The organism is Pseudomonas sp. PONIH3 (genome assembly GCF_002934345.1).
Lineage (GTDB): Bacteria > Pseudomonadota > Gammaproteobacteria > Pseudomonadales > Pseudomonadaceae > Aquipseudomonas > Aquipseudomonas soli.
On record NZ_CP026386.1, the window covers coordinates 4,289,192 to 4,308,094 of the forward strand.

Sequence of the window (18,903 nt, forward strand, 5' to 3'; positions counted from 1 at the left end):
TGCCCCTGCCTGGGGCACTGAACATTGGTCAGTCGTGCGTGAAGTAAGGCCGCGTCAGTGTCTGAAGCAACTCCCGCTCTTCCTGTTCTTTGTCCTCCATCAGCCCCTGTTGCAGCGCCAGCTCTTCCTGCAACGGCAGGTCCAAAGCGCTCAGCTCCTGCACGCGCCTACCGAAACGTTGGTTGATCCTCCCGAACCGGTCGGTGTACTCGGCGCGCAGGCGCTCGGTCCAATAGCGGTTTGCCAGCAGATACTGCATGAACGAATCGCCGCTTTCTCTTCCCCTGACCTGCTCCAGCACGCTTGCCAGTTCACCTTGCGCAAGCTGGGCAGCGCTTCGAAAGCGCATGCTGTCAGCGATTGGCAAGTCCAGTTCGGCGGCGAGCTCGCGGCGGTATGCCAGGCGTACCGAAACATGGTCGCCAGGAGTGGTGCGTTGGCTGGCAAGTACTTCGAGCTGCCCCATGCGGTACAACTGGCGCAGGCGTCGGAACAGCGTCTGCAATGTGTCACCAGCATCGGTCAGCACTCGGCTGTTCATGACATAGATTTCGATGTTGTTGAACGCCTGGAGCGCACCGTCGTGGCAGGTCTGAGAGTCGTTTATCGGGTCGGGCAATGCTTCTGCGGCAATCACGCTCATGGTGGGCCTCAACTCGTCGTGAGTCGCCGCAGTCACCAACATCAGACGCACGCGCTCGCAGAAGTCGGCTTGCGAGCTCATGTCCACATAGGGCGCGGCGTTGCGCAAACGCCCAGCCAGGCGCAGCAGGTTGTTACCGTCCTCCAACCGTTGCAGCGTCTCCCAGCAATTGTGCAGGGCTTCGTTCTGCGCTTCGGTGCCAAGCGCCCATAGTTCGACTCTTGGGGTGTCGTCACCGGCGAGGGGAAAGTGCGGGTGGTCGGTCAGCGACCCTTCACTCGTGCTATCGGTAAGCATCAGGTTGTCAGGGTCAAGGGCAAAGGTGAAGCTGTGCTGGCTCTCCGAGTAAGCGCGCAGGCGCGTCAGGGTATCGAGTGCCAACGGGTTGTCAAACAACGCAATCGATGAGATAGGCATCCGGTTTTCGAGGTTGTTAAGCACGAAATCCGGTAATTGCGAAATGTTGTTGTTGCTCAAGTCCAGCAGTTCCAATGGCAACAAGCGTTCACACCAGGCTGGCCAGGTTTGCAATCCCATGTTGCTCAGCGTCAACGAAGTGAGGCTCGTGGCCAGGCGTGCAGGTACCTCGGTGATGGCCCCCATTCGATTACCGGAGAGGTCCAGGGAAGTGAGGTTGTGCAGTCGACCGAATGCCTGGAGCATATTCTGGTCAATTTCCAGCCCCATGCCACGAAATTCCAAATGAACCAATCGCGGCAGGTGCGCAAGGGCCGAGGCGAGCGTCTGCGTGGCGGCCACGTGTGCGTCGATGGTCAGGCGGGTTATGTGGGGGAAGTGCCTGAGTAGCTCGCCGAGCTGCTCACTGGAGCCGCTTACCCGGCTGAGCGTCAACGCGTTCACGTGTTCGCTGAAAAATGACGGCAGCCTGCGCGGAAAATTTTCAATGGCCACATCCGCGAGCTGTAATCGCAGATAGCGCAAGCCCCGTTCCTGGTTTTCCCAGAACTGGCGGATCGCGCTGGCGATGCGCTGGCGGTCTTCCAGCATGGCCTGTGTCAAAGGCTGGTTCGAGCTTGACGCTTGCGCCCAGCCATCGATGGCGTCGCGCAGTTGGTCCCGCTCCCGACGGACTCGATCCAGCCGTTGGGTGAGTTCAGGCGATCGGTCGACATGGATGCGCGACGTCATCCCGCTTTCATTCAGCAGCAAGCGCTGCAGGTGGTCTTCGTTTATATCATTGCCCTCCAGCGAGAGCATTGTACCGCCGAGGGCGAGCTCGGGTTGGTCGAGGAGGAATGTCGGAAGCGACCTCAGGTTGTTGTTGCGTAGCGAAACATGCGCAATTCGCCCCAGCGCGTCGCCGCCCAGCCCGATGGGCCATTGGCTGATTTGCATGTCATCCAGGCCGAGATAATCCAGCGATAGCTGATGTAGGCTTGGGCTGTCGCGCTGGGCAAACCGGTTGCCACTCAGATCCAGACGGCGCAGCTCGGGCAGACTGGACAGTTCTGCCATGTGCATCGCACTGAGCGGGATGTTCTGATTGGTGAAAGTCAGCACTCGCAAGCCAGGCAGGTGCTGGCTGATCGTGCCGATACTGTAGAGGAAGGACGAGGGTGCCGCCCGCAATTCGAAGGGCCGGGTGATCACCAGTTCCTCGAGCTGCGGCATCTGCCGCAGCAGGCGTTGCAGCAGACGCTCATGCTGAGCCCAGCCTGAATTGTTGTCTGCTGCCGAACCGATCAAGCGCAGCCGGCGCACACGCGAGGTGAAGTGTGCGGGCAAATTCATCGGAATGTCGGCCAGGCGCACGTGGTTCAGGCTTAGCTGCGCAGCGTGTTGGTTGCTCTCCTCAAGCGCGCTGTCGTACCAGTGCTGGATGATTTCGGTGCGCACATTGGCGTGCTCCAAGGCTTCCTGATCTGAGCCTGAAAAGATCCCCTCGTACCATTCGTCCAGCCTGCTCTGGAGTTCAAGGCGCTGTTCCAGCAACTGTTGAAGGTGATCGAGGACTTGCACTTGAGTGCGGCCGGTACTGGTAATCATCATCAATATCTGCTCTGTGGACCTGCGCGTGTGTTCAGGCAGGCCGGTCGCCGCGATCGCATCGAGCAGCGCCTGGCGGCTGACACCCGTGGCCGCGGCACCGCCACTCAGCGGGTAACCAACGCGGCCATCGGCGAGGCGCATGGGGGAGCGATAGCCTGGCTTCACGGGGCGCATGCCGAGCACCTGGCGTAGTGGCGCGCGGGGCAGGGCATTTTGTTGCAGCAACCGGCGCAACGCGGCTTCGTCGCTGACAGCCAGCTGCACCATGACCTGGGGCAGAGCCTCGAACAGGGCACCGTATAGGTTGGTCAGGGGCCTCATCGGTCTACCCGCCAGCGGCGCGGCATGGACGATGTAACCCGCATGCGCGCACGTGACGGTAGCACGCAATGAGGCGTCCATCGGGCCGACGCTCGCGTGTTGGCTTGGCCAGAATCGGTATTGGCGCAGTTCCAGGTAGGTATCTGCAGGCCATTGGGGCAGTTGTTGCAAGGTGTGGATGATCAGCCGGTCTATGTCCCAGCTCCGCACGCAGTTCAGGTACAGACCTTCGTAGGCGCGTGTCAGGCGAATCTGTTGCTGGTATGCGCGAACTTCCTCGGCCAGACGCAGGGGGACCTTGCCAGCATTGAGCAGTTGCCGCTCCTCGACGCTGGCGTTGCGAACCAGTTCCTCGCCGACTGCGGGCGGCAGTTGCGGGAATACCCGCCGGATGACCTCGGTGCCTGGCTGCCGAGTAGTCGGAAGACCATCATAGGCTCTGGTGAATTCGCCAAATCGGGCGCTGCTGATGGCGCGGTGACCAACTGTCTCGTCCAGCCTGAAGCGCTGCATCGTGTCTTCCAGCAAGGCAGGAAGCCGTTGATTCTTGACCAGGGTCCGGCGCAGTTCGCCTTCGTCAATGTCAGTGATGGCAAGCATGCTGCGTAACGTCGACTCGTCGAAATGCGCGTTCAAGTGGCCAATCCGGCGCAGCAAGGTGGTCCCACTCCAAGTCGTGGGTTGATCGACGACATGCAGCCAGGCGCCAGCACCGTTATGTAGAACCGGCGGCGCGTAGCGCTGGGGCCCGAGCGGGTGTTGTACACGGTAGTCAGCGGTTGCCGATGCGTGTTCGACGATGTAGCGATCGCCCATCGTATCCAGCCAGAGCTTGCCCTGGTGATGCCTGAGGCCCAATGCATCTGGTTCCAGATGGTCGGGCAGGGCATCGCTGCGCCGATAGGGTGTTAGGTCTGGTTTCCAGAGGCGTACCTGGCCATCGGGCATTTCCACGTCCTGCAGTTCCTCGATGAAGGACGGTGTCAGCACAGCAATACGTTCTCGCTCGGGCGCGTGTCTCTCTACACCCTCTGAAGCAGCGGGCGCCCCGGCGCCTGAACTGTTCAGTGCCTTGGTTGCTGTGGCAAGGGCGGCCATCAATGCCACATTTTCGATGACATCGACCAGATAGCCGTAGGCAATGTCGCGTTCGTCGTTCTTCCAGGCGTCGATACCGTCGTACACCTCGAAGGCCAACTGGGTCAGGCTAAGGAGAAGCATCGCCTCCCCAAGCCCTGGTACGAAGAAACCGGCGATGTTCAAGCCGGTCAGCACGCGTCCGAAGACCAGCTTGCGATGGGCCAGGGCGGTGCGCCGGTCGACAATTTCGGTGGGAACGGCGTGGTACAGCGCATCCATCTCGTGACGCTCGGCCTTCTGGAGCGCCATCATCTCCTGAAACCCATGTTTGAACGGTCGGGTGTATGGGTATAGTGCCGCCTGTGGGGCAGACACGCGTTCGTAGAGGCCACGGCTGCTCCATCCGAACGGGGTCAGGCGGCCTGCGAGGCGGCTTTGTACCGAGGCTTTGTCGCGTTCGGCGATGTGTTTGTCCAGGTAGCCGGCGTTGGCCCGCAGTCGTTCGCCCAGCTCGCTGAACAGCGCGTCCAGGGTGGCGAACGCCTTGAGCGGCGTCTCATCATCTTCGGGAATATACAGCGCTTGGCACTTCTGCCCATTTGTTTGCCGAGTGATGAGCAGGACGCCGGTCAGTTCGGCTTCCCAGAGGGACATCGTACTGAAGGTGATGCTTGCAGTTGCCTTCGCAGCGGTGTCCAGGCACTGCGCAAGCGCGCTCTCATAAAAGTCACGGTCGATATCGCCCTTGAGGCGAGCAAAGTGCAGAGACTGTCTGAATGCGGAGACTTCGGCGTTGCCCAAGGTTCGATACACATCCAGTGCCTGCTCATCGGCGCTGCGCCTGGGCGTGGCGGCGGGGTAGTAGATGGCATGCACCAGGTCATGGTATCTGGCGCCGATATCCAAGGTGCGGCACAGGTCGGCGAAGGCTTCGGCGGTGAAGTCTATCTGGTTGGTGATGGGTACGGTGCCCATGAAGCGGCGGTGATCGACGATGACGGACTTTTTCAACGGGGCAGCGGGCGCGTCCATGCCATGCTCTTGCGCAGCGCCAGCGTCGAAATTGTGCAATGCGCAGTGCAGCAGCGAGCGGGTTGCCCTGTCGACTGCCTGGCGACCATCAATGGCTGAGGACGTGTCGATCAGGCGGGCGTCGATCAGATAGGTCTTGTCGACGTCGAGCTCCAGGCCGAAGCGATTTTTGATCCCGTCTGCCAGTATCTTCCTGGCGTAGGTTTCCAGTTCGGGAAGTCCTTCGAACAATCTCTGGACGCCGGCCTGGTGTCGTCGATGGCGAGCATGTTCATCCTGCCACGCCTTGGCAGCATCTGGTTGTTGCCGGACGGCAGCGGCCAGCCAGTCGGGCCCTCGCTGCCAGTTTTGCAGACCTGCGCGCGTCGCTGGCGTGCTCTCCTTGAGCCAGGTGGGTATTGCCTGCTCGATTGTCGTGTAGTGACGGCCGGGTGAGGTGCTTGCGGTTGCTGGCATGTCTTGCTCCTTTGCCGGGTAGGTGGGAGCAACGGACTATGGGCAGGATGCCTGGCGCGCAAGCTGTAGGTATGTAGGCCGCAGATACCTTACCTGGCCCAGCGGCTTGTGGGCACCGGTCCATGCAGTCGGAGTGCCGATTTGCCATAGATACATGCTCAAAGCGTCATTCAGGTTTATGATGGCCCACGGCTGAACCAAACCTCACACGGAGTGCGCGATGCAGACCCTCTACCCGCAGATCAAACCCTACGCCCGGCACGATCTGGCCGTGGAAGCGCCGCATGTGCTGTACGTCGATGAAAGCGGCTCGCCGGAAGGTCTGCCCGTGGTGTTCATCCACGGCGGCCCGGGCGCCGGTTGCGATGCCCAGAGCCGTTGCTACTTCGACCCCAATCTGTATCGGATCATCACCTTCGACCAACGCGGCTGTGGCCGCTCCACGCCGCATGCGAGCCTGGAGAACAACACCACCTGGCACCTTGTCGAGGACTTGGAGCGCATCCGTGAACACCTTGGCATCGACAAGTGGGTACTGTTCGGCGGATCGTGGGGCTCCACCCTGGCCCTGGCCTATGCCCAGACCCATCCCGAGCGCGTGCATGGGCTGATCCTGCGCGGGATTTTCCTGTGCCGCCCGCAGGAGATCAGCTGGTTCTACCAGGAAGGCGCCAGCCGTCTCTTCCCCGATTACTGGCAGGATTACATCGCACCGATACCACCGGAAGAGCGTGGCGACCTGGTCAAGGCTTTCCACAAGCGCCTGACCGGCAACGACCAGATCGCCCAGATGCACGCCGCCAAGGCCTGGTCCACCTGGGAAGGCCGCACGGCCACCCTGCGGCCGAACCCCTTGGTGGTCGACCGCTTCTCTGAACCCCAGCGTGCTCTGTCCATCGCTCGTATCGAATGTCATTACTTCACCCACAACGCGTTCCTCGAACCTGACCAGCTGATCCGCGACATGCCGAAGATCGCTCATCTGCCGGCAGTAATCGTGCATGGCCGATACGATGTGATCTGCCCGCTGGACAACGCCTGGGCGCTGCACCAGGCCTGGCCGAACAGTGAACTGAAGGTGATCCGCGACGCCGGTCACGCCGCCTCCGAGCCGGGCATCACCGACGCCTTGGTGCGCGCCGCCGACCAGATGGCGCGACGCCTGCTCGACCTGCCCCTGGAAGAGGCATGAAAGGGCTGATCCAGCGTGTGCGCGGCGCACGGGTGGAGGTGGCGGGCGAGATCGTCGGGGCCATCGACCAAGGGTTGCTGGCGCTGGTGGCGGTCGAGCCAGGCGATTCGCCCGAGCATGCCGACAAACTGCTGCACAAGCTGCTGAACTACCGAGTGTTCAGCGACGAGCAGGGCAAGATGAACCGCTCGCTCAAGGATGTCGGCGGTGGCCTGTTGCTGGTGTCACAGTTCACCCTGGCCGCCGACACCCGCAACGGCATGCGCCCGAGCTTCTCGACAGCAGCGCCACCGGCCCTTGGCGCTGCGCTTTTCGACTATCTTTTGAATCAGGCACAAGCTCAGCACCCGCAGGTGGCCAGTGGTCGCTTCGGCGCTGACATGCAGGTGCATTTGGTCAATGATGGCCCGGTAACATTTATGTTACAAATATGAGGTCAAAAAACCCCTTGTTTGGCGAAAACAAGGGGTTTTGTACGATAAATAGTTTGTTCAGCCTGATGCGTTGTAACGCGACCTGCTGGATAATCGCGCGCTGCATGAACCTGCGTTCGCAGGTTCGTTTCACTTTGACTCGAGCATTGTCAGGATCCGTTTGGGGAATCATTACGCCCTCACGGGGTCCGAACAGTGCTCGCCAACCCGGCATTTGTCGCTGGCCGTTGGTTTCATGATCTGTTTTCGGCGAGGATTGCTCGTGATTGTAAGCCCCTGTATTGCACCTAGAATCCCCGGTACCCGGCTGCGCAAGGCACTGTTGGCCGGCGTGGCGCTGGTCGGCCTGATGAGCGCGGGCCAGCTGTGGGCATTCAATCTGGACGATGTTGCAGCCAAGGCAAAGGATCTGGCCGGTCAGAAGTTCGAGGCGCCGAAGAGCAACCTGCCGCCGGTGTTCCGCGACATGAAGTACGCCGACTACCAGAAGATCCGCTTCCTGCAGGAAAAGGCCGAGTGGGCCAAGGACAAGACGCCGTTCAAGCTGTCCTTCTATCACCAGGGCATGCATTTCGACACGCCGGTGACCATCAACGAGATCACCGCCAACAAGGTCAGGGAAATCAAGTACGATCCGAGCCGCTTCGAGTTCGGTGACGTGCCCCATGACGCCGACGCCACCAAGAACCTCGGCTATGCCGGTTTCCGTGTGCTCTACCCGATCAACAAGGCCAACAAGCAGGACGAGATCATGACCCTGCTTGGCGCCAGCTATTTCCGCGTGGTCGGCAAGGGCCACCGCTATGGCCTGTCAGCCCGTGGCCTGGCCATCGACACCGCACTGCCGTCGGGCGAGGAATTCCCGCGCTTCCGCGAATTCTGGATCGAGAAGCCCAAGCCGAACGACAAGCACCTGGTGATCTATGCACTGCTCGACTCGCCGCGCTCCACTGGTGCCTACAAGCTGACCCTGCGTCCGGGCGAGGACACCCTGGTCGACGTCAAGTCGCGCGTCTACCTGCGTGAAAACGTCAGCCGCCTGGGCATCGCCCCGCTGACCAGCATGTACCTGTTCGGCCCCAACCAGCCGTCGAAGATCATGAACTACCGCCCAGCGCTGCATGATTCCGAAGGTCTGGCCATCCACGCCGCCAACGGCGAGTGGCTGTGGCGCCCGTTGAACAACCCGAAACACCTGGCTGTCAGCAACTTCAGCGTAGAGAATCCCCGTGGTTTCGGCCTTCTGCAGCGCCAGCGCGCCTTCAGTGACTATGAAGATCTCGACGACGAGTACGAGAAGCGTCCGAGTGCCTGGATCGAGCCGAAAGGCGACTGGGGCAAGGGCACTGTAGATCTGGTCGAGATTCCGACCGCCGATGAGACCAACGACAACATCGTGGCCTTCTGGAGCCCTGAAAAGCTGCCTGAGCCAGGCAAGCCGTTCGAATACGACTACCGCCTGCGCTGGACCATCAAGGAAGACCAACTGCACTCGCAGGAGCTGGGCTGGGTGAAGCAGACCTTGCGCTCGGCTGGTGACGTCAAGCAGTCCAACCTGATCCGCCAGACTGACGGCAGCGTTGCCCTGCTGGTCGATTTCATCGGCCCGAACCTCGCGGCATTGCCGGCGGACACCGCCGTGCGCAGCCAGGTCAGCGTCGGCGACAACGCCGAAGTGGTCGAGAACAATCTGCGTTACAACCCGGAAACCAAAGGCTGGCGCCTGACCCTGCGCCTGAAGGTGCAGGATCCGAAGAAGTCCACCGAGATGCGCGCCGCGCTGCTGCGTGACGTGCCGGTCGAGCAACCGAAGCCCGCCAAGGAAACCAAGCAGGACAAGGCCGCGGCCAAGCACGCCCACGCCAAGGCTGAGAAAGCCAAGGCCGAGCAGGCTGCCGAGCAACCCGCCGCCGACGCGGCATCCACCAACGGGGCCCCGGCCACCACCGAGAAGGTGCTGACCGAGACCTGGAGCTATCAGTTGCCTGCCGATGAGTAACTCAAGCGCAAGGCCGGAATCGCTTGGCGAATACCTGGCCCACCTCCCCCTGAGCGACGAGCAACGCGCGGAACTCGCCCGTTGCACTTCGTTCAGCGAGCTGCACCAACGCCTGGCGGCCAACCCGGCCGCCGCCACCGCCGAGGCCGTCCAGGCTTCGGTGGGGGCCCGTCTTACCGTAGGCAGCGCCGCCGAACTGGAAGAGGCCGAGATGCTCGGCGTCGATGGCAGCGGCCGCCTGTGCCTGAAGATCGCCCCTCCGATCAAACGCACCAAGGTCGTGCCCGAGCCGTGGCGCACCAACGTGCTGATCCGCATGTGGCGGCGCATGACCGGCCGCACCAACGCCCCACAGCCGCCCAAGCGCGAACTGCCGCCGGCACGCTGGCGCACGGTCGGCTCGATTCGCCGCTATATCCTGCTCACCCTGATGATCGGCCAGACCATCGTTGCCGGCTGGTACATGAAGGGCATCCTGCCGTACCAGGGCTGGTCGTTCGTCGACCTCGACGAAGTCATCCACCAGCCGTTGTGGGACACCGTGGTGCAGGTCTGGCCATATGCGCTGCAGACGTCCATTCTGATCCTTTTCGGTATCCTGTTCTGCTGGGTGTCGGCGGGCTTCTGGACCGCACTGATGGGCTTCCTCGAGCTGCTCACCGGGCGTGACAAGTACCGCATCTCCGGCAGCAGCGCCGGCAACGAGCCGATTCCCGCCGAGGCGCGTACCGCGCTGGTGATGCCGATCTGCAACGAAGACGTGCCACGGGTGTTCGCAGGCCTGCGGGCGACCTTCGAGTCGGTGGCCGCCAGCGGCAACCTTGATCGTTTCGACTTCTTCGTGCTCAGCGATACCAACGACACCGATATCGCCGTGGCCGAACAACAGGCCTGGCTGGACGTGTGTCGCGAGACCAAGGGCTTTGGCCGCATCTTCTATCGTCGTCGCCGGCGCCGGGTGAAGCGCAAGAGCGGCAACCTCGACGACTTCTGCCGTCGCTGGGGGGGCGATTACAAGTACATGGTCGTGCTCGACGCCGACAGCGTCATGAGCGGCGAGTGCCTGAGCAGCCTGGTGCGCCTGATGGAGGCCAACCCGGATGCCGGCATCATCCAGACCGGGCCGAAAGCCTCGGGCATGGATACCCTCTATGCGCGCATGCAGCAGTTCGCCACCCGCGTGTACGGCCCGCTGTTCACCGCCGGCCTGCACTTCTGGCAGCTGGGCGAGTCGCACTATTGGGGCCATAACGCGATCATCCGCATGAAGCCGTTCATCGAGCACTGCGCCTTGGCGCCGTTGCCGGGCAAGGGCGCGTTTGCTGGTGCTATCCTTTCCCACGACTTCGTCGAAGCCGCGTTGATGCGCCGTGCCGGCTGGGGCGTGTGGATCGCCTATGACCTGCCGGGCAGCTACGAAGAGCTGCCGCCAAACCTGCTCGACGAGCTCAAGCGCGACCGTCGCTGGTGCCACGGCAACCTGATGAACTTCCGCCTGTTCCTGGTCAAGGGCATGCACCCGGTGCACCGCGCGGTGTTCCTCACCGGGGTGATGTCGTACCTGTCGGCGCCGTTGTGGTTCCTGTTCCTGGTGCTGTCGACCGCGCTGCTGGCGACCAACACCTTGATGGAGCCGCAATACTTCATCGAGCCGTTCCAGCTCTACCCGCTGTGGCCGCAGTGGCACCCGGAGAAGGCCATCGCGCTGTTCTCCACCACCATCGTGCTGCTGTTCCTGCCCAAGCTGCTCAGCGTCATCCTGATCTGGGCCAAGGGCGCGACCGAGTTCGGCGGGCGTATCAAGGTCACCTTGTCGATGCTGATGGAGATGCTGTTCTCCATGTTGCTGGCACCGGTGCGGATGATCTTCCACACCCGTTTCGTGCTGGCCGCGTTCCTCGGTTGGGCCGCGACCTGGAACTCGCCGCAGCGTGACGATGACTCGACTCCGTGGAGCGAGGCGGTACGTCGCCATGGTCCGCAGACCCTGCTGGGCATCGCCTGGGCCGGCCTGGTGGCCTGGTTGAACCCGAGCTTCCTGTGGTGGCTGGCGCCGATCGTCGGCTCGCTGGTGCTGTCGATCCCGGTCTCGGTGATCTCCAGCCGCACCCGCCTGGGCCTGGCGGCCAAGGACGAGAAGCTGTTCCTCATCCCCGAGGAATATGCGACGCCGCAGGAGCTGCTGGCCACCGACCAGTACACCCACGAGAACCGCTGGCATGCCCTGCACGACGGCTTCGTCCGGGCCGTGGTCGATCCGCGCCAGAACGCCCTGGCCTGTGCCATGGCCACGGCACGTCATGGCCAGGCGGCGCCGATCGAGGCGCTGCGCGTTGAGCGTGTGGCCAAGGCGCTGGAGGTTGGGCCGCAGGGCCTGGACCTGAACACCCGTCTGGCGCTGCTCAGCGACCCGGTGGCGCTGTCGCGCCTGCACGAGCAGGTATGGGCCGGGCACAACACGGCGTGGATCGATGTATGGCGCGCTTCCATCGCCAACGACCCGCACTCGCCGCTGCTGCCGTTGCATCCGGAGAACGTGGTCCAGCCAGCACTGGCATGATCGCGTCGCACCGATAATCGCGGGGCAGGCCGGGCCGCCGCATCGCCGCTCCCACGCCGTATCAGCGCTGCGTGGGAGCGGCGATGCGGCGGCCTGACTTGCCCCGCGATTGTTTTACCCTCATCGATTTTTGGCCAACAAAGTCCCCACCGGCTCTAGGTCCCGGCCTTCGCATGCGTTAGCATCCGTCCCGACATTACGCATCGGTCTGTAGGACCGTGCTTACAAAAAAAATCTGCGTACTTCTTGCTAGGGGACTTGGTGATGATGAAGAAATACCTGTCGCGGCTGCTGGTAGGTGCGACCGCCCTGATCGCGGTAGCCACCGCCCAGGCCGGCGCCATCGATGACGCGGTCAAGCGCGGCACCCTGCGTGTGGGCATGGACCCGACCTACATGCCGTTTGAAATGACCAACAAGCGTGGCGAGATCATCGGCTTCGAGGTCGACATCCTCAAGGCCATGGCCAAGTCCATGGGCGTAAAGCTGGAGATGGTCTCCACCGCCTACGACGGCATCATTCCGGCACTGATGACCGACAAGTTCGACTTCATCGGCAGTGGCATGACCCTGACCCAGGAGCGCAACCTGCGCCTGAACTTCAGCGAGCCCTTCATCGTCGTCGGCCAGACCCTGCTGATCCGCAAGGAGCTGGCGGGCGAGATCAAGTCGTACAAGGACCTGAATAACGAGAAGTACCGTCTCACTTCCAAGCTCGGCACCACTGGCGAGATGGTCGCTAAGAAGCTGATCGGCAAGGCCAAGTACCACGGCTACGACAACGAGCAGGAAGGGGTGATGGATGTAGTCAACGGCAAGGCCGACGCCTTCGTCTACGACTCGCCCTACAACGTGGTGGCCGTGGAGAAGGCCGGCGCTGGCAAGCTGGTGTTCCTGGAAGAGCCCTTCACCTACGAGCCGCTGGCCTTCGGCCTGAAGAAGGGCGACTACGACAGCATCAACTACATCAACAACTTCCTGCACCAGATCAAGCATGACGGGACCTACGATCGTATCCACGACAAGTGGTTCAAGAACAAGGACTGGCTGAAGGAAATGGAATAAGGCCTGGGCCAAAAAACCAAGCGCTGACCTCGACGCGCAGGCGAACCCTGCGCGTTCGCATTTACGGAAGTACCCCACGTGATCAAACACAAGAAAGCACAGTGGCCGTGGCACGGGCTGACCGCGCTGGTCCTGGTGGGCCTGGCGATCAGCTTGTACCTGGCCACCTCGATGATTTCCTACGAGTGGCGCTGGAACCGCGTTCCGCAATACTTCGCCTACAAGGCCGAGGAAACCCAGCGTGCCGCCAACCCTGGCACGGTCGAGGAAATCGTGGTCTCCGGCGACAACGCCCGGGTCACCCTGAAGAGCGAGAGCGGCGACACCCAGTTCGTCGAAGTGGCCAAGGACAGCATGCTGCTGGCCCGTGGCGACGACGTCGCCGAGGGCGATGCCATCGGCGTCACCCGCCACTGGGCCGCTGGGCCTTTGGCCTGGGGCCTTTGGACCACGCTGTGGATCTCGGTCATATCCGGCGCCCTGGGCCTGGTTATCGGCCTGTTCGCCGGGCTCTGCCGGCTGTCGAGCAACCCCACCCTGCGTGACCTGTCCACGGTCTATGTCGAACTGGTGCGCGGCACGCCGCTGCTGGTACAGATCTTCATCTTCTACTTCTTCATCGGCACCGTGCTCAATCTGTCCCGGGAGTTTGCCGGGGTAGCGGCGTTGGCACTGTTCACTGGCGCCTACGTGGCCGAGATCGTCCGTGCCGGGGTGCAGTCGATCGCCAAGGGCCAGAACGAGGCGGCTCGCTCGCTCGGCCTGAATGGCGCGCAGTCCATGCGCCACGTGATCCTGCCCCAGGCGTTCAAACGCGTACTGCCGCCGCTGGCGGGGCAGTTCATCAGCCTGGTCAAGGACACTTCGCTGGTGTCGGTGATCGCCATCACCGAGCTGACCAAGAGCGGTCGCGAGGCCATCACCACCTCGTTCTCTACCTTCGAGATCTGGTTCTGCGTGGCGGGGCTGTACTTGCTGATCAACCTGCCGCTGTCGCACATTGCCAGCCGGCTCGAGCGGAGGCTTGCGCAAAGTGATTGAAGTCCGTGACCTGCTTAAAGTCTTCGACACCCGCGGCCAAGTGGTGCGTGCGGTGGACAACGTCACCACCCAGGTCGCCAAGGGCGAAGTGGTGGTGGTGCTGGGCCCGTCCGGTTCGGGCAAGTCCACCTTCCTGCGTTGCTTGAACGGCCTGGAGCATTTCGACCAGGGCCATGTGTCCATCAATGGCGTGCAGCTGGACGACCCTAAGACCGATATCAACGCCTACCGCCGTGAAGTCGGCATGGTGTTCCAACACTTCAACCTGTTCCCGCACATGACCGTGCTGGAGAACCTGTGCTTGGCGCAGAAAGTGGTACGCAAGCGCAACAAGGCCGATCGTGAAGCCAAGGCCCGGGCGTTGCTGGAAAAGGTCGGTATCGCGCAGAAGGCCAACGAGTACCCGTCGCGCCTCTCAGGTGGCCAGCAGCAGCGGGTAGCCATCGCCCGCGCCCTGGCGATGGATCCGAAGGTGATGTTGTTCGACGAACCGACCTCGGCGCTCGACCCGGAGATGGTCGGGGAGGTGCTGGATGTGATGAAGACCCTGGCCCAGGAAGGCATGACCATGGTCTGCGTGACGCACGAGATGGGCTTTGCCCGGGAAGTGGCGGATCGGGTGTTGTTCTTCGATCACGGCAAGCTGTTGGAAGATTCGCCGCCAAAGGCGTTCTTCGATGCGCCGAAGGACCCTCGGGCCCAGGCGTTCTTGCGGCAAGTTTTGTGAGGATGTTGAGGCCTGCGTAATTCGTGGGTGAAATATATCTGATCAAACTGTTCAGGCCTCTTGCCATATATTGGTGAGAGGCCTGGTTGTCGAAATACCTCTAGCCTCCAATCAAAGAACGCTCTCTCTTGATCTTGATCTTGATCTTGATCTTGATCTTGATCTTGATCTGCTTTTGCTTCTAGGTGCGCGATAGTTCAGGCGACACAAATTGCGACTTCAGGAGGCCGAACGGAGGTCTTGCGGAGGGAGGTGACGGGCATGGATGCCCGTCAAGCGCTGCGCCCCAGGATGGGGCGTTCAGCGCGGTCCTCCCGGGAGCAAGGCCGGAGTGAGGGGACCCCGGAGCGAAGCGTAGGGGCCGGATGAATGGAGCGAGGATTTTTTGGTTCCTTTTTGATCCTTCAAAAAGGGACCCGCCGTAAGGGCGGAAAGGTGATTATGCGTCACCATCGCAAATGAATGCGCATATAACTTTCGAGGCGCACGCTGTGTAAGTCAAAGTCAAAGTCAAAGTCAAAGTCAAAGTCAAAGTCAAATTCAAAGTCAAAGTCAATCGGCATCGGTTTTTATAGTTGTAAGCGCATTCATTTACGATGTCGACGCATAGTCACCTTTTCGCCTTTACGGCGAGTTCCTTTTTGTCGTGGCAAAAAGGAACCAAAAACCGTGCGCGGGGTATGACTCACCCACATGGGTTACAAATCAGTTCACGCACATAGGTAACAGTCTTTAACTGGCAGGGTCGGTTTTCGAGGATCTGACCATGCCTTGGCGAGAGCTGAAACCTATGGACCTTAAAATGCTTTTCATCGCGGATTACCTGCAGGGGCCGCCCAGCTTCAGCGCCCTGTGCCAGGCCTACGAGATCAGCCGAAAGACCGGCTACAAATGGGTCGAGCGATATGAGAAAGAGGGGCCTTCGGGGCTGGAAGAACGCAGCCGCCGCCGGTTGAACCAGGATTGGGTCGTACCCGCCGCAGTTCGCGAAGCCATCATCGAATTGCGCAGCCGAGGCGAAACGGAACCGGGGCCGAAAAAGATCCAGGCTGCGCTGCAGGAGCGTTTCCCTGATCAGGCGCCGCCCTCGAAGACAGCGATCTACAACATCCTCAAGAAAGCCCAATTGGTCAAACCACGCCGCTTACGTCAGCGTGTAGCGGTCTATCCCAAGCCTCTGGAGAAGGCCGAGTCGCCTAACCAGCTGTTCAGTGCGGACTACAAAGGTCAATTTCTGACAGGTGCAGGCGTCTGGTGCTATCCGCTGACGATCATGGATCACGCCAGTCGTTTCCTGCTCGCCTGCCACAGCATGCCCAATACCAACCTGCTGGAAACCCAGGCCGTTTTCACCCAAGTGTTCCGAGAGAATGGTTTGCCTGAGCGGATTCGTACCGATAACGGTGTGCCGTTTGCCAGTAAGGGGCGTGCGGGACTTTCTCAGCTGTCGATCTGGTGGCTGCGTCTAGGCATCATTCCCGAGCGCATTGCGCCTGGTCGGCCTGAACAAAATGGCCGCCACGAGCGCATGCATCGAACGCTCAAAAGCACGCTCCCATCGCCGCCGGCAGTGGCCTGGGAGGCTCAACAACGGCACTTTGATCGCTTTCGGCAGCACTACAATCACGAGCGCTTGCATGAAGCGCTGAAGCAGAAAACACCGGCGTCTTGCTACCAGCCATCTCCACGCCCATTCCCTGAAAAGCTCCCCGAAATGACCTATCCCAGTCATATCGAGAGCTTGCCGGCTGATAGCTCCGGCATCATCAATCGCCGGGGCTTGAGGATCTACGTAGGTTATGTGCTCAAGCACCAGACCATTGGACTGGAGCAGGTTGGGGATGGCGTCTGGGATGTTATTTTCGGTCCCATCATCCTTGGCAGAGTCGATGTGCGGGATGCCACTGATGGTTATGTAACACTCAAGGTGTTGTCACCTATGTGAGTGAACTTTTGTGTAACCCATGTGGGTGATCCGTACAGCGCTCCATTCATCCGGCCCTCCGCTTCGCTCCGGGTCCCCTCACTCCGGTCTTGCTCCCGGGAGGACCGCGCTGAACGCCCCATCCTGGGGCGCAGCGCTTGACGGGCATCCATGCCCGTCACCTCCCTCCGCAAGACCTCCGTTCGGCCTCCTGAAGTCGCGAAGTTACGGGCGGCGCCTGGGCTGACGCAGCTGTCGCTAGTGGGCCGTGGGGGAACCTTCTGATCGCCAAAGCCAAAGCCAAAGCCAAAGCCCGGGGCTGGCGATTTGAACGCACGGCCGGAAGGCCTAAAGGCTGAACCGCCCCACCATGCCCCGCAACTGCTGCCCCAAGTGCTCCAGTTCCCCGCTCGAAGCCGCCGTCTGCTCACTGGCCGCACTGGTCTGATCCGATACATCGCGCACATTGATCACGCTGCGGTTGATCTGCTCGGCAACCACGCTCTGTTGCTCGCTGGCCGTGGCGATCTGTTGGTTCATGCCCTGGATGCTCGATACCGTTTCGGTGATCTGCCCCAGCGCGGCACCCGCCTTGCGGCTGAGCTCGACACTCTGCCCGGTCAGGCTCTTGCTGTCGTCGAGCAAGCCGGTGACCTCGTCGGTACCTCGATGCAGGCTGTCGATCAGTAGCTCGATTTCCTCGGTCGACTGCTGCGTGCGTTGGGCCAGGCCGCGCACTTCGTCCGCCACCACAGCGAAGCCACGCCCTGCTTCCCCCGCCCGGGCCGCCTCGATGGCTGCGTTCAGCGCCAGGAGGTTGGTCTGTTCGGACACCGACTTGATCACATCTAGAATCGATCCGATGCGCTGGCTTTCGCCGGCCAGGTGGCCCATGGCGGTGAGACAGTGGTCCATCTGGCTTGCCAGTTGCTCGATGCGGGCGATGGCTTCGGCCACCACCTGGTCGCCCAGCTGTGCCTGATGATCGGCGGTGGTTGCCGCCAGCGAGGCCTGTTCGGCGTTCTGCGCGACTTCCTGCACCGTGGCGCTCATCTGGTTCATGGCCGTGGCCACCTGATCGGTCTCTTCGCGCTGTTGGCTGATGCGCTCGCGCGTATCCACACTGGCGCTGGCCAGCTCTGCCGCTGCCTTGGATAGCTGGCCAACGCCCTGATCGATGCCGCCGAGCAGTTCGCGAAGGCTCAAGGTCATCTCGCGCATGCTGGTTTGCAACTGGCCCATCTCGTCACGGCGGTGCACCGTCTGTACCTGGCTGAGATCGCCTCGGGCGATTCGCGCAGCCTGGGACAGCACTTGGCGTAGCGGTTGGGTGATCTGGCGGGTGATGAGCCAAGCTGAAAGTACCCCGACCAGCAGAGCCAGCACGGCCACGCTGGTCAGCAGCGAGCGCGCGGCCAGCGCCTCTTCGTCGCGTTGTTCGATCTTGCGTTCGCTAAGCTCGCCGCTGACCGTTTGCAGCTCATCGCCGATTTTTTCCATGCCATCCTGCAATTGCTCGACCTTGAGCGCGGCACCGCGATACTCCCGCAGGTTGTCGCGATAGCGGTCCAGCTCCACCTGCGGGCGTTGCGTCAGGGCACGCGGCAGGTCCAGTGGTGTGGTAGCCCGCAGCAACTGCCCCAGGCTGGTATTCGCCGCTTCCAGCGCGGCATCGCCCATCGTGGCGAAGCTGTCCCGGGGGGAGAATGCATAGGCCGGTACCAGGCTTTGCTGGCTGGCACTTTCAATATGACGTCCCAAGGTATCCATTAACCCCACCAGGCTGCCCTGTTGGCCATCCCCTGGCATTTTCAGCAGCGCCTGGGTCTGCAGTTCGTCGATCACGGTTTCGAGCACGCCGGCTTGCTTCTGCATTGCTACGCGCAAACTGTCACGACTGTCCACGCTGCTCTGCAGGGTGACGAAGTCATCCTGCAGGCGTTGCAGCAGTTGCAGCTTCTGCGCCAGCATCTGTTGCGACTGGTCGATGCTCGCGCGTTGCTGAAGGTTGCTCAGGCGGTTGTGCAACTGTTCGAGGATGCGCGAGATCCGCGTCTTGCTGGTGTCGTCGGCAAGCACCCGGTAAGTGATGCGCTCGGCCCGCAGGTCGCGGGTCAAGTCGTTGAGTTGGCCGATGTCGCTGAGCTGCTCCGAGCGCTCGATGGCGCCGTCAAGGGCGCGCCAGCCGCTGAGTGTGGTGGCCAGGGTGAGCAGCAACACCACGGTGAAGCCCAGGGCGAGCTTGAGCCCGACGCCAAGGTTGCCGAGCTGACGGTCAAGGTATCCGAACATGGCAGGTCTCCGTCCAATTGAGAAATGGCCATAGCGGGTTTTAGCCGCCATGGCCCTTGCTCATCGGCCGGGAGTCCGTCGGACTGGACCTGTAAATAGGGTAGGAAAAGTCCTTACGGGCTGAAGG

10 protein-coding genes and 1 pseudogene are annotated in these 18,903 nt (G+C 61.7%); 8 read left to right on the forward strand and 3 right to left on the reverse strand.

Going from position 1 to position 18,903, the window contains the following annotated elements:
- Positions 1–28: 28 nt before the first annotated feature.
- Positions 29–5,542 carry a dermonecrotic toxin domain-containing protein gene (locus tag C3F42_RS19930; protein WP_232887956.1) on the reverse strand — a complete coding sequence of 1,838 codons (5,514 nt, stop codon included), beginning with the start codon at positions 5,540–5,542 and terminating at the stop codon, positions 29–31.
- A gap of 220 nt (positions 5,543–5,762) precedes the next feature.
- Here C3F42_RS19930 and pip point away from each other — a divergent pair, with 220 nt between their 5' ends.
- From pip to C3F42_RS19975, 8 genes are all read left to right on the forward strand, one after another.
- Positions 5,763–6,734, forward strand: coding sequence for a prolyl aminopeptidase (gene pip / locus C3F42_RS19935; protein ID WP_038706936.1), 972 nt, complete (start codon positions 5,763–5,765; stop codon positions 6,732–6,734).
- On the forward strand, positions 6,731–7,168 hold the full coding sequence (gene dtd / locus C3F42_RS19940) for a D-aminoacyl-tRNA deacylase (RefSeq protein WP_023629093.1): 438 nt from the start codon (positions 6,731–6,733) through the stop codon (positions 7,166–7,168). Before pip ends, dtd begins: the two co-directional genes overlap by 4 nt.
- 262 nt (positions 7,169–7,430) lie before the next feature.
- Positions 7,431–9,167: a glucan biosynthesis protein G gene (locus tag C3F42_RS19945; RefSeq protein ID WP_104444789.1), complete on the forward strand. Its 1,737-nt coding sequence runs from the start codon at positions 7,431–7,433 to the stop codon at positions 9,165–9,167.
- The gene (mdoH, locus tag C3F42_RS19950) at positions 9,160–11,727 is read left to right on the forward strand and encodes a glucans biosynthesis glucosyltransferase MdoH (protein WP_038706934.1); all 2,568 of its coding nucleotides are present in this window, start codon (positions 9,160–9,162) and stop codon (positions 11,725–11,727) included. Before C3F42_RS19945 ends, mdoH begins: the two co-directional genes overlap by 8 nt.
- A gap of 267 nt (positions 11,728–11,994) precedes the next feature.
- A complete protein-coding gene (locus C3F42_RS19955; RefSeq protein WP_167335937.1) occupies positions 11,995–12,792 on the forward strand; it encodes a transporter substrate-binding domain-containing protein in 798 nt (265 codons plus the stop codon).
- A gap of 78 nt (positions 12,793–12,870) precedes the next feature.
- Entirely contained in the window at positions 12,871–13,833 is a 963-nt protein-coding gene (locus tag C3F42_RS19960) for an amino acid ABC transporter permease (protein ID WP_023631233.1), read from the forward strand.
- Positions 13,826–14,560 carry an amino acid ABC transporter ATP-binding protein gene (locus C3F42_RS19965; RefSeq protein ID WP_094011062.1) on the forward strand — a complete coding sequence of 245 codons (735 nt, stop codon included), beginning with the start codon at positions 13,826–13,828 and terminating at the stop codon, positions 14,558–14,560. The genes C3F42_RS19960 and C3F42_RS19965 overlap by 8 nt, the downstream gene beginning before the upstream one ends.
- A 766-nt stretch (positions 14,561–15,326) precedes the next feature.
- Positions 15,327–16,505: an integrase core domain-containing protein gene (locus tag C3F42_RS19975; RefSeq protein ID WP_104444790.1), complete on the forward strand. Its 1,179-nt coding sequence runs from the start codon at positions 15,327–15,329 to the stop codon at positions 16,503–16,505.
- 327 nt (positions 16,506–16,832) lie between these two features.
- Here C3F42_RS19975 and C3F42_RS30345 read toward each other — a convergent pair whose 3' ends face one another.
- Together C3F42_RS30345 and C3F42_RS30350 are read right to left on the reverse strand one after the other, a co-directional pair.
- A complete protein-coding gene (locus C3F42_RS30345; protein WP_371920598.1) occupies positions 16,833–17,726 on the reverse strand; it encodes a methyl-accepting chemotaxis protein in 894 nt (297 codons plus the stop codon).
- A gap of 9 nt (positions 17,727–17,735) precedes the next feature.
- Positions 17,736–18,827 (reverse strand): annotated as a pseudogene (locus C3F42_RS30350) (methyl-accepting chemotaxis protein); the annotation flags it as partial.
- Between the last annotated feature and the right edge of the window lie 76 nt (positions 18,828–18,903).

Bases quoted from the DNA above. Each gene is read 5' to 3' on its own strand.
- C3F42_RS19955 (WP_167335937.1), top strand. From the start codon at position 11,995: ATGAAGAAATACCTGTCGCGGCTGCTGGTAGGTGCGACCGCCCTGATC.
- C3F42_RS19930 (WP_232887956.1), bottom strand. From the start codon at position 5,542: ATGCCAGCAACCGCAAGCACCTCACCCGGCCGTCACTACACGACAATC.
- pip (WP_038706936.1), top strand. From the start codon at position 5,763: ATGCAGACCCTCTACCCGCAGATCAAACCCTACGCCCGGCACGATCTG.
- C3F42_RS19975 (WP_104444790.1), top strand. From the start codon at position 15,327: ATGCCTTGGCGAGAGCTGAAACCTATGGACCTTAAAATGCTTTTCATC.
- mdoH (WP_038706934.1), top strand. From the start codon at position 9,160: ATGAGTAACTCAAGCGCAAGGCCGGAATCGCTTGGCGAATACCTGGCC.
- C3F42_RS30345 (WP_371920598.1), bottom strand. From the start codon at position 17,726: ATGGGCCAGTTGCAAACCAGCATGCGCGAGATGACCTTGAGCCTTCGC.
- dtd (WP_023629093.1), top strand. From the start codon at position 6,731: ATGAAAGGGCTGATCCAGCGTGTGCGCGGCGCACGGGTGGAGGTGGCG.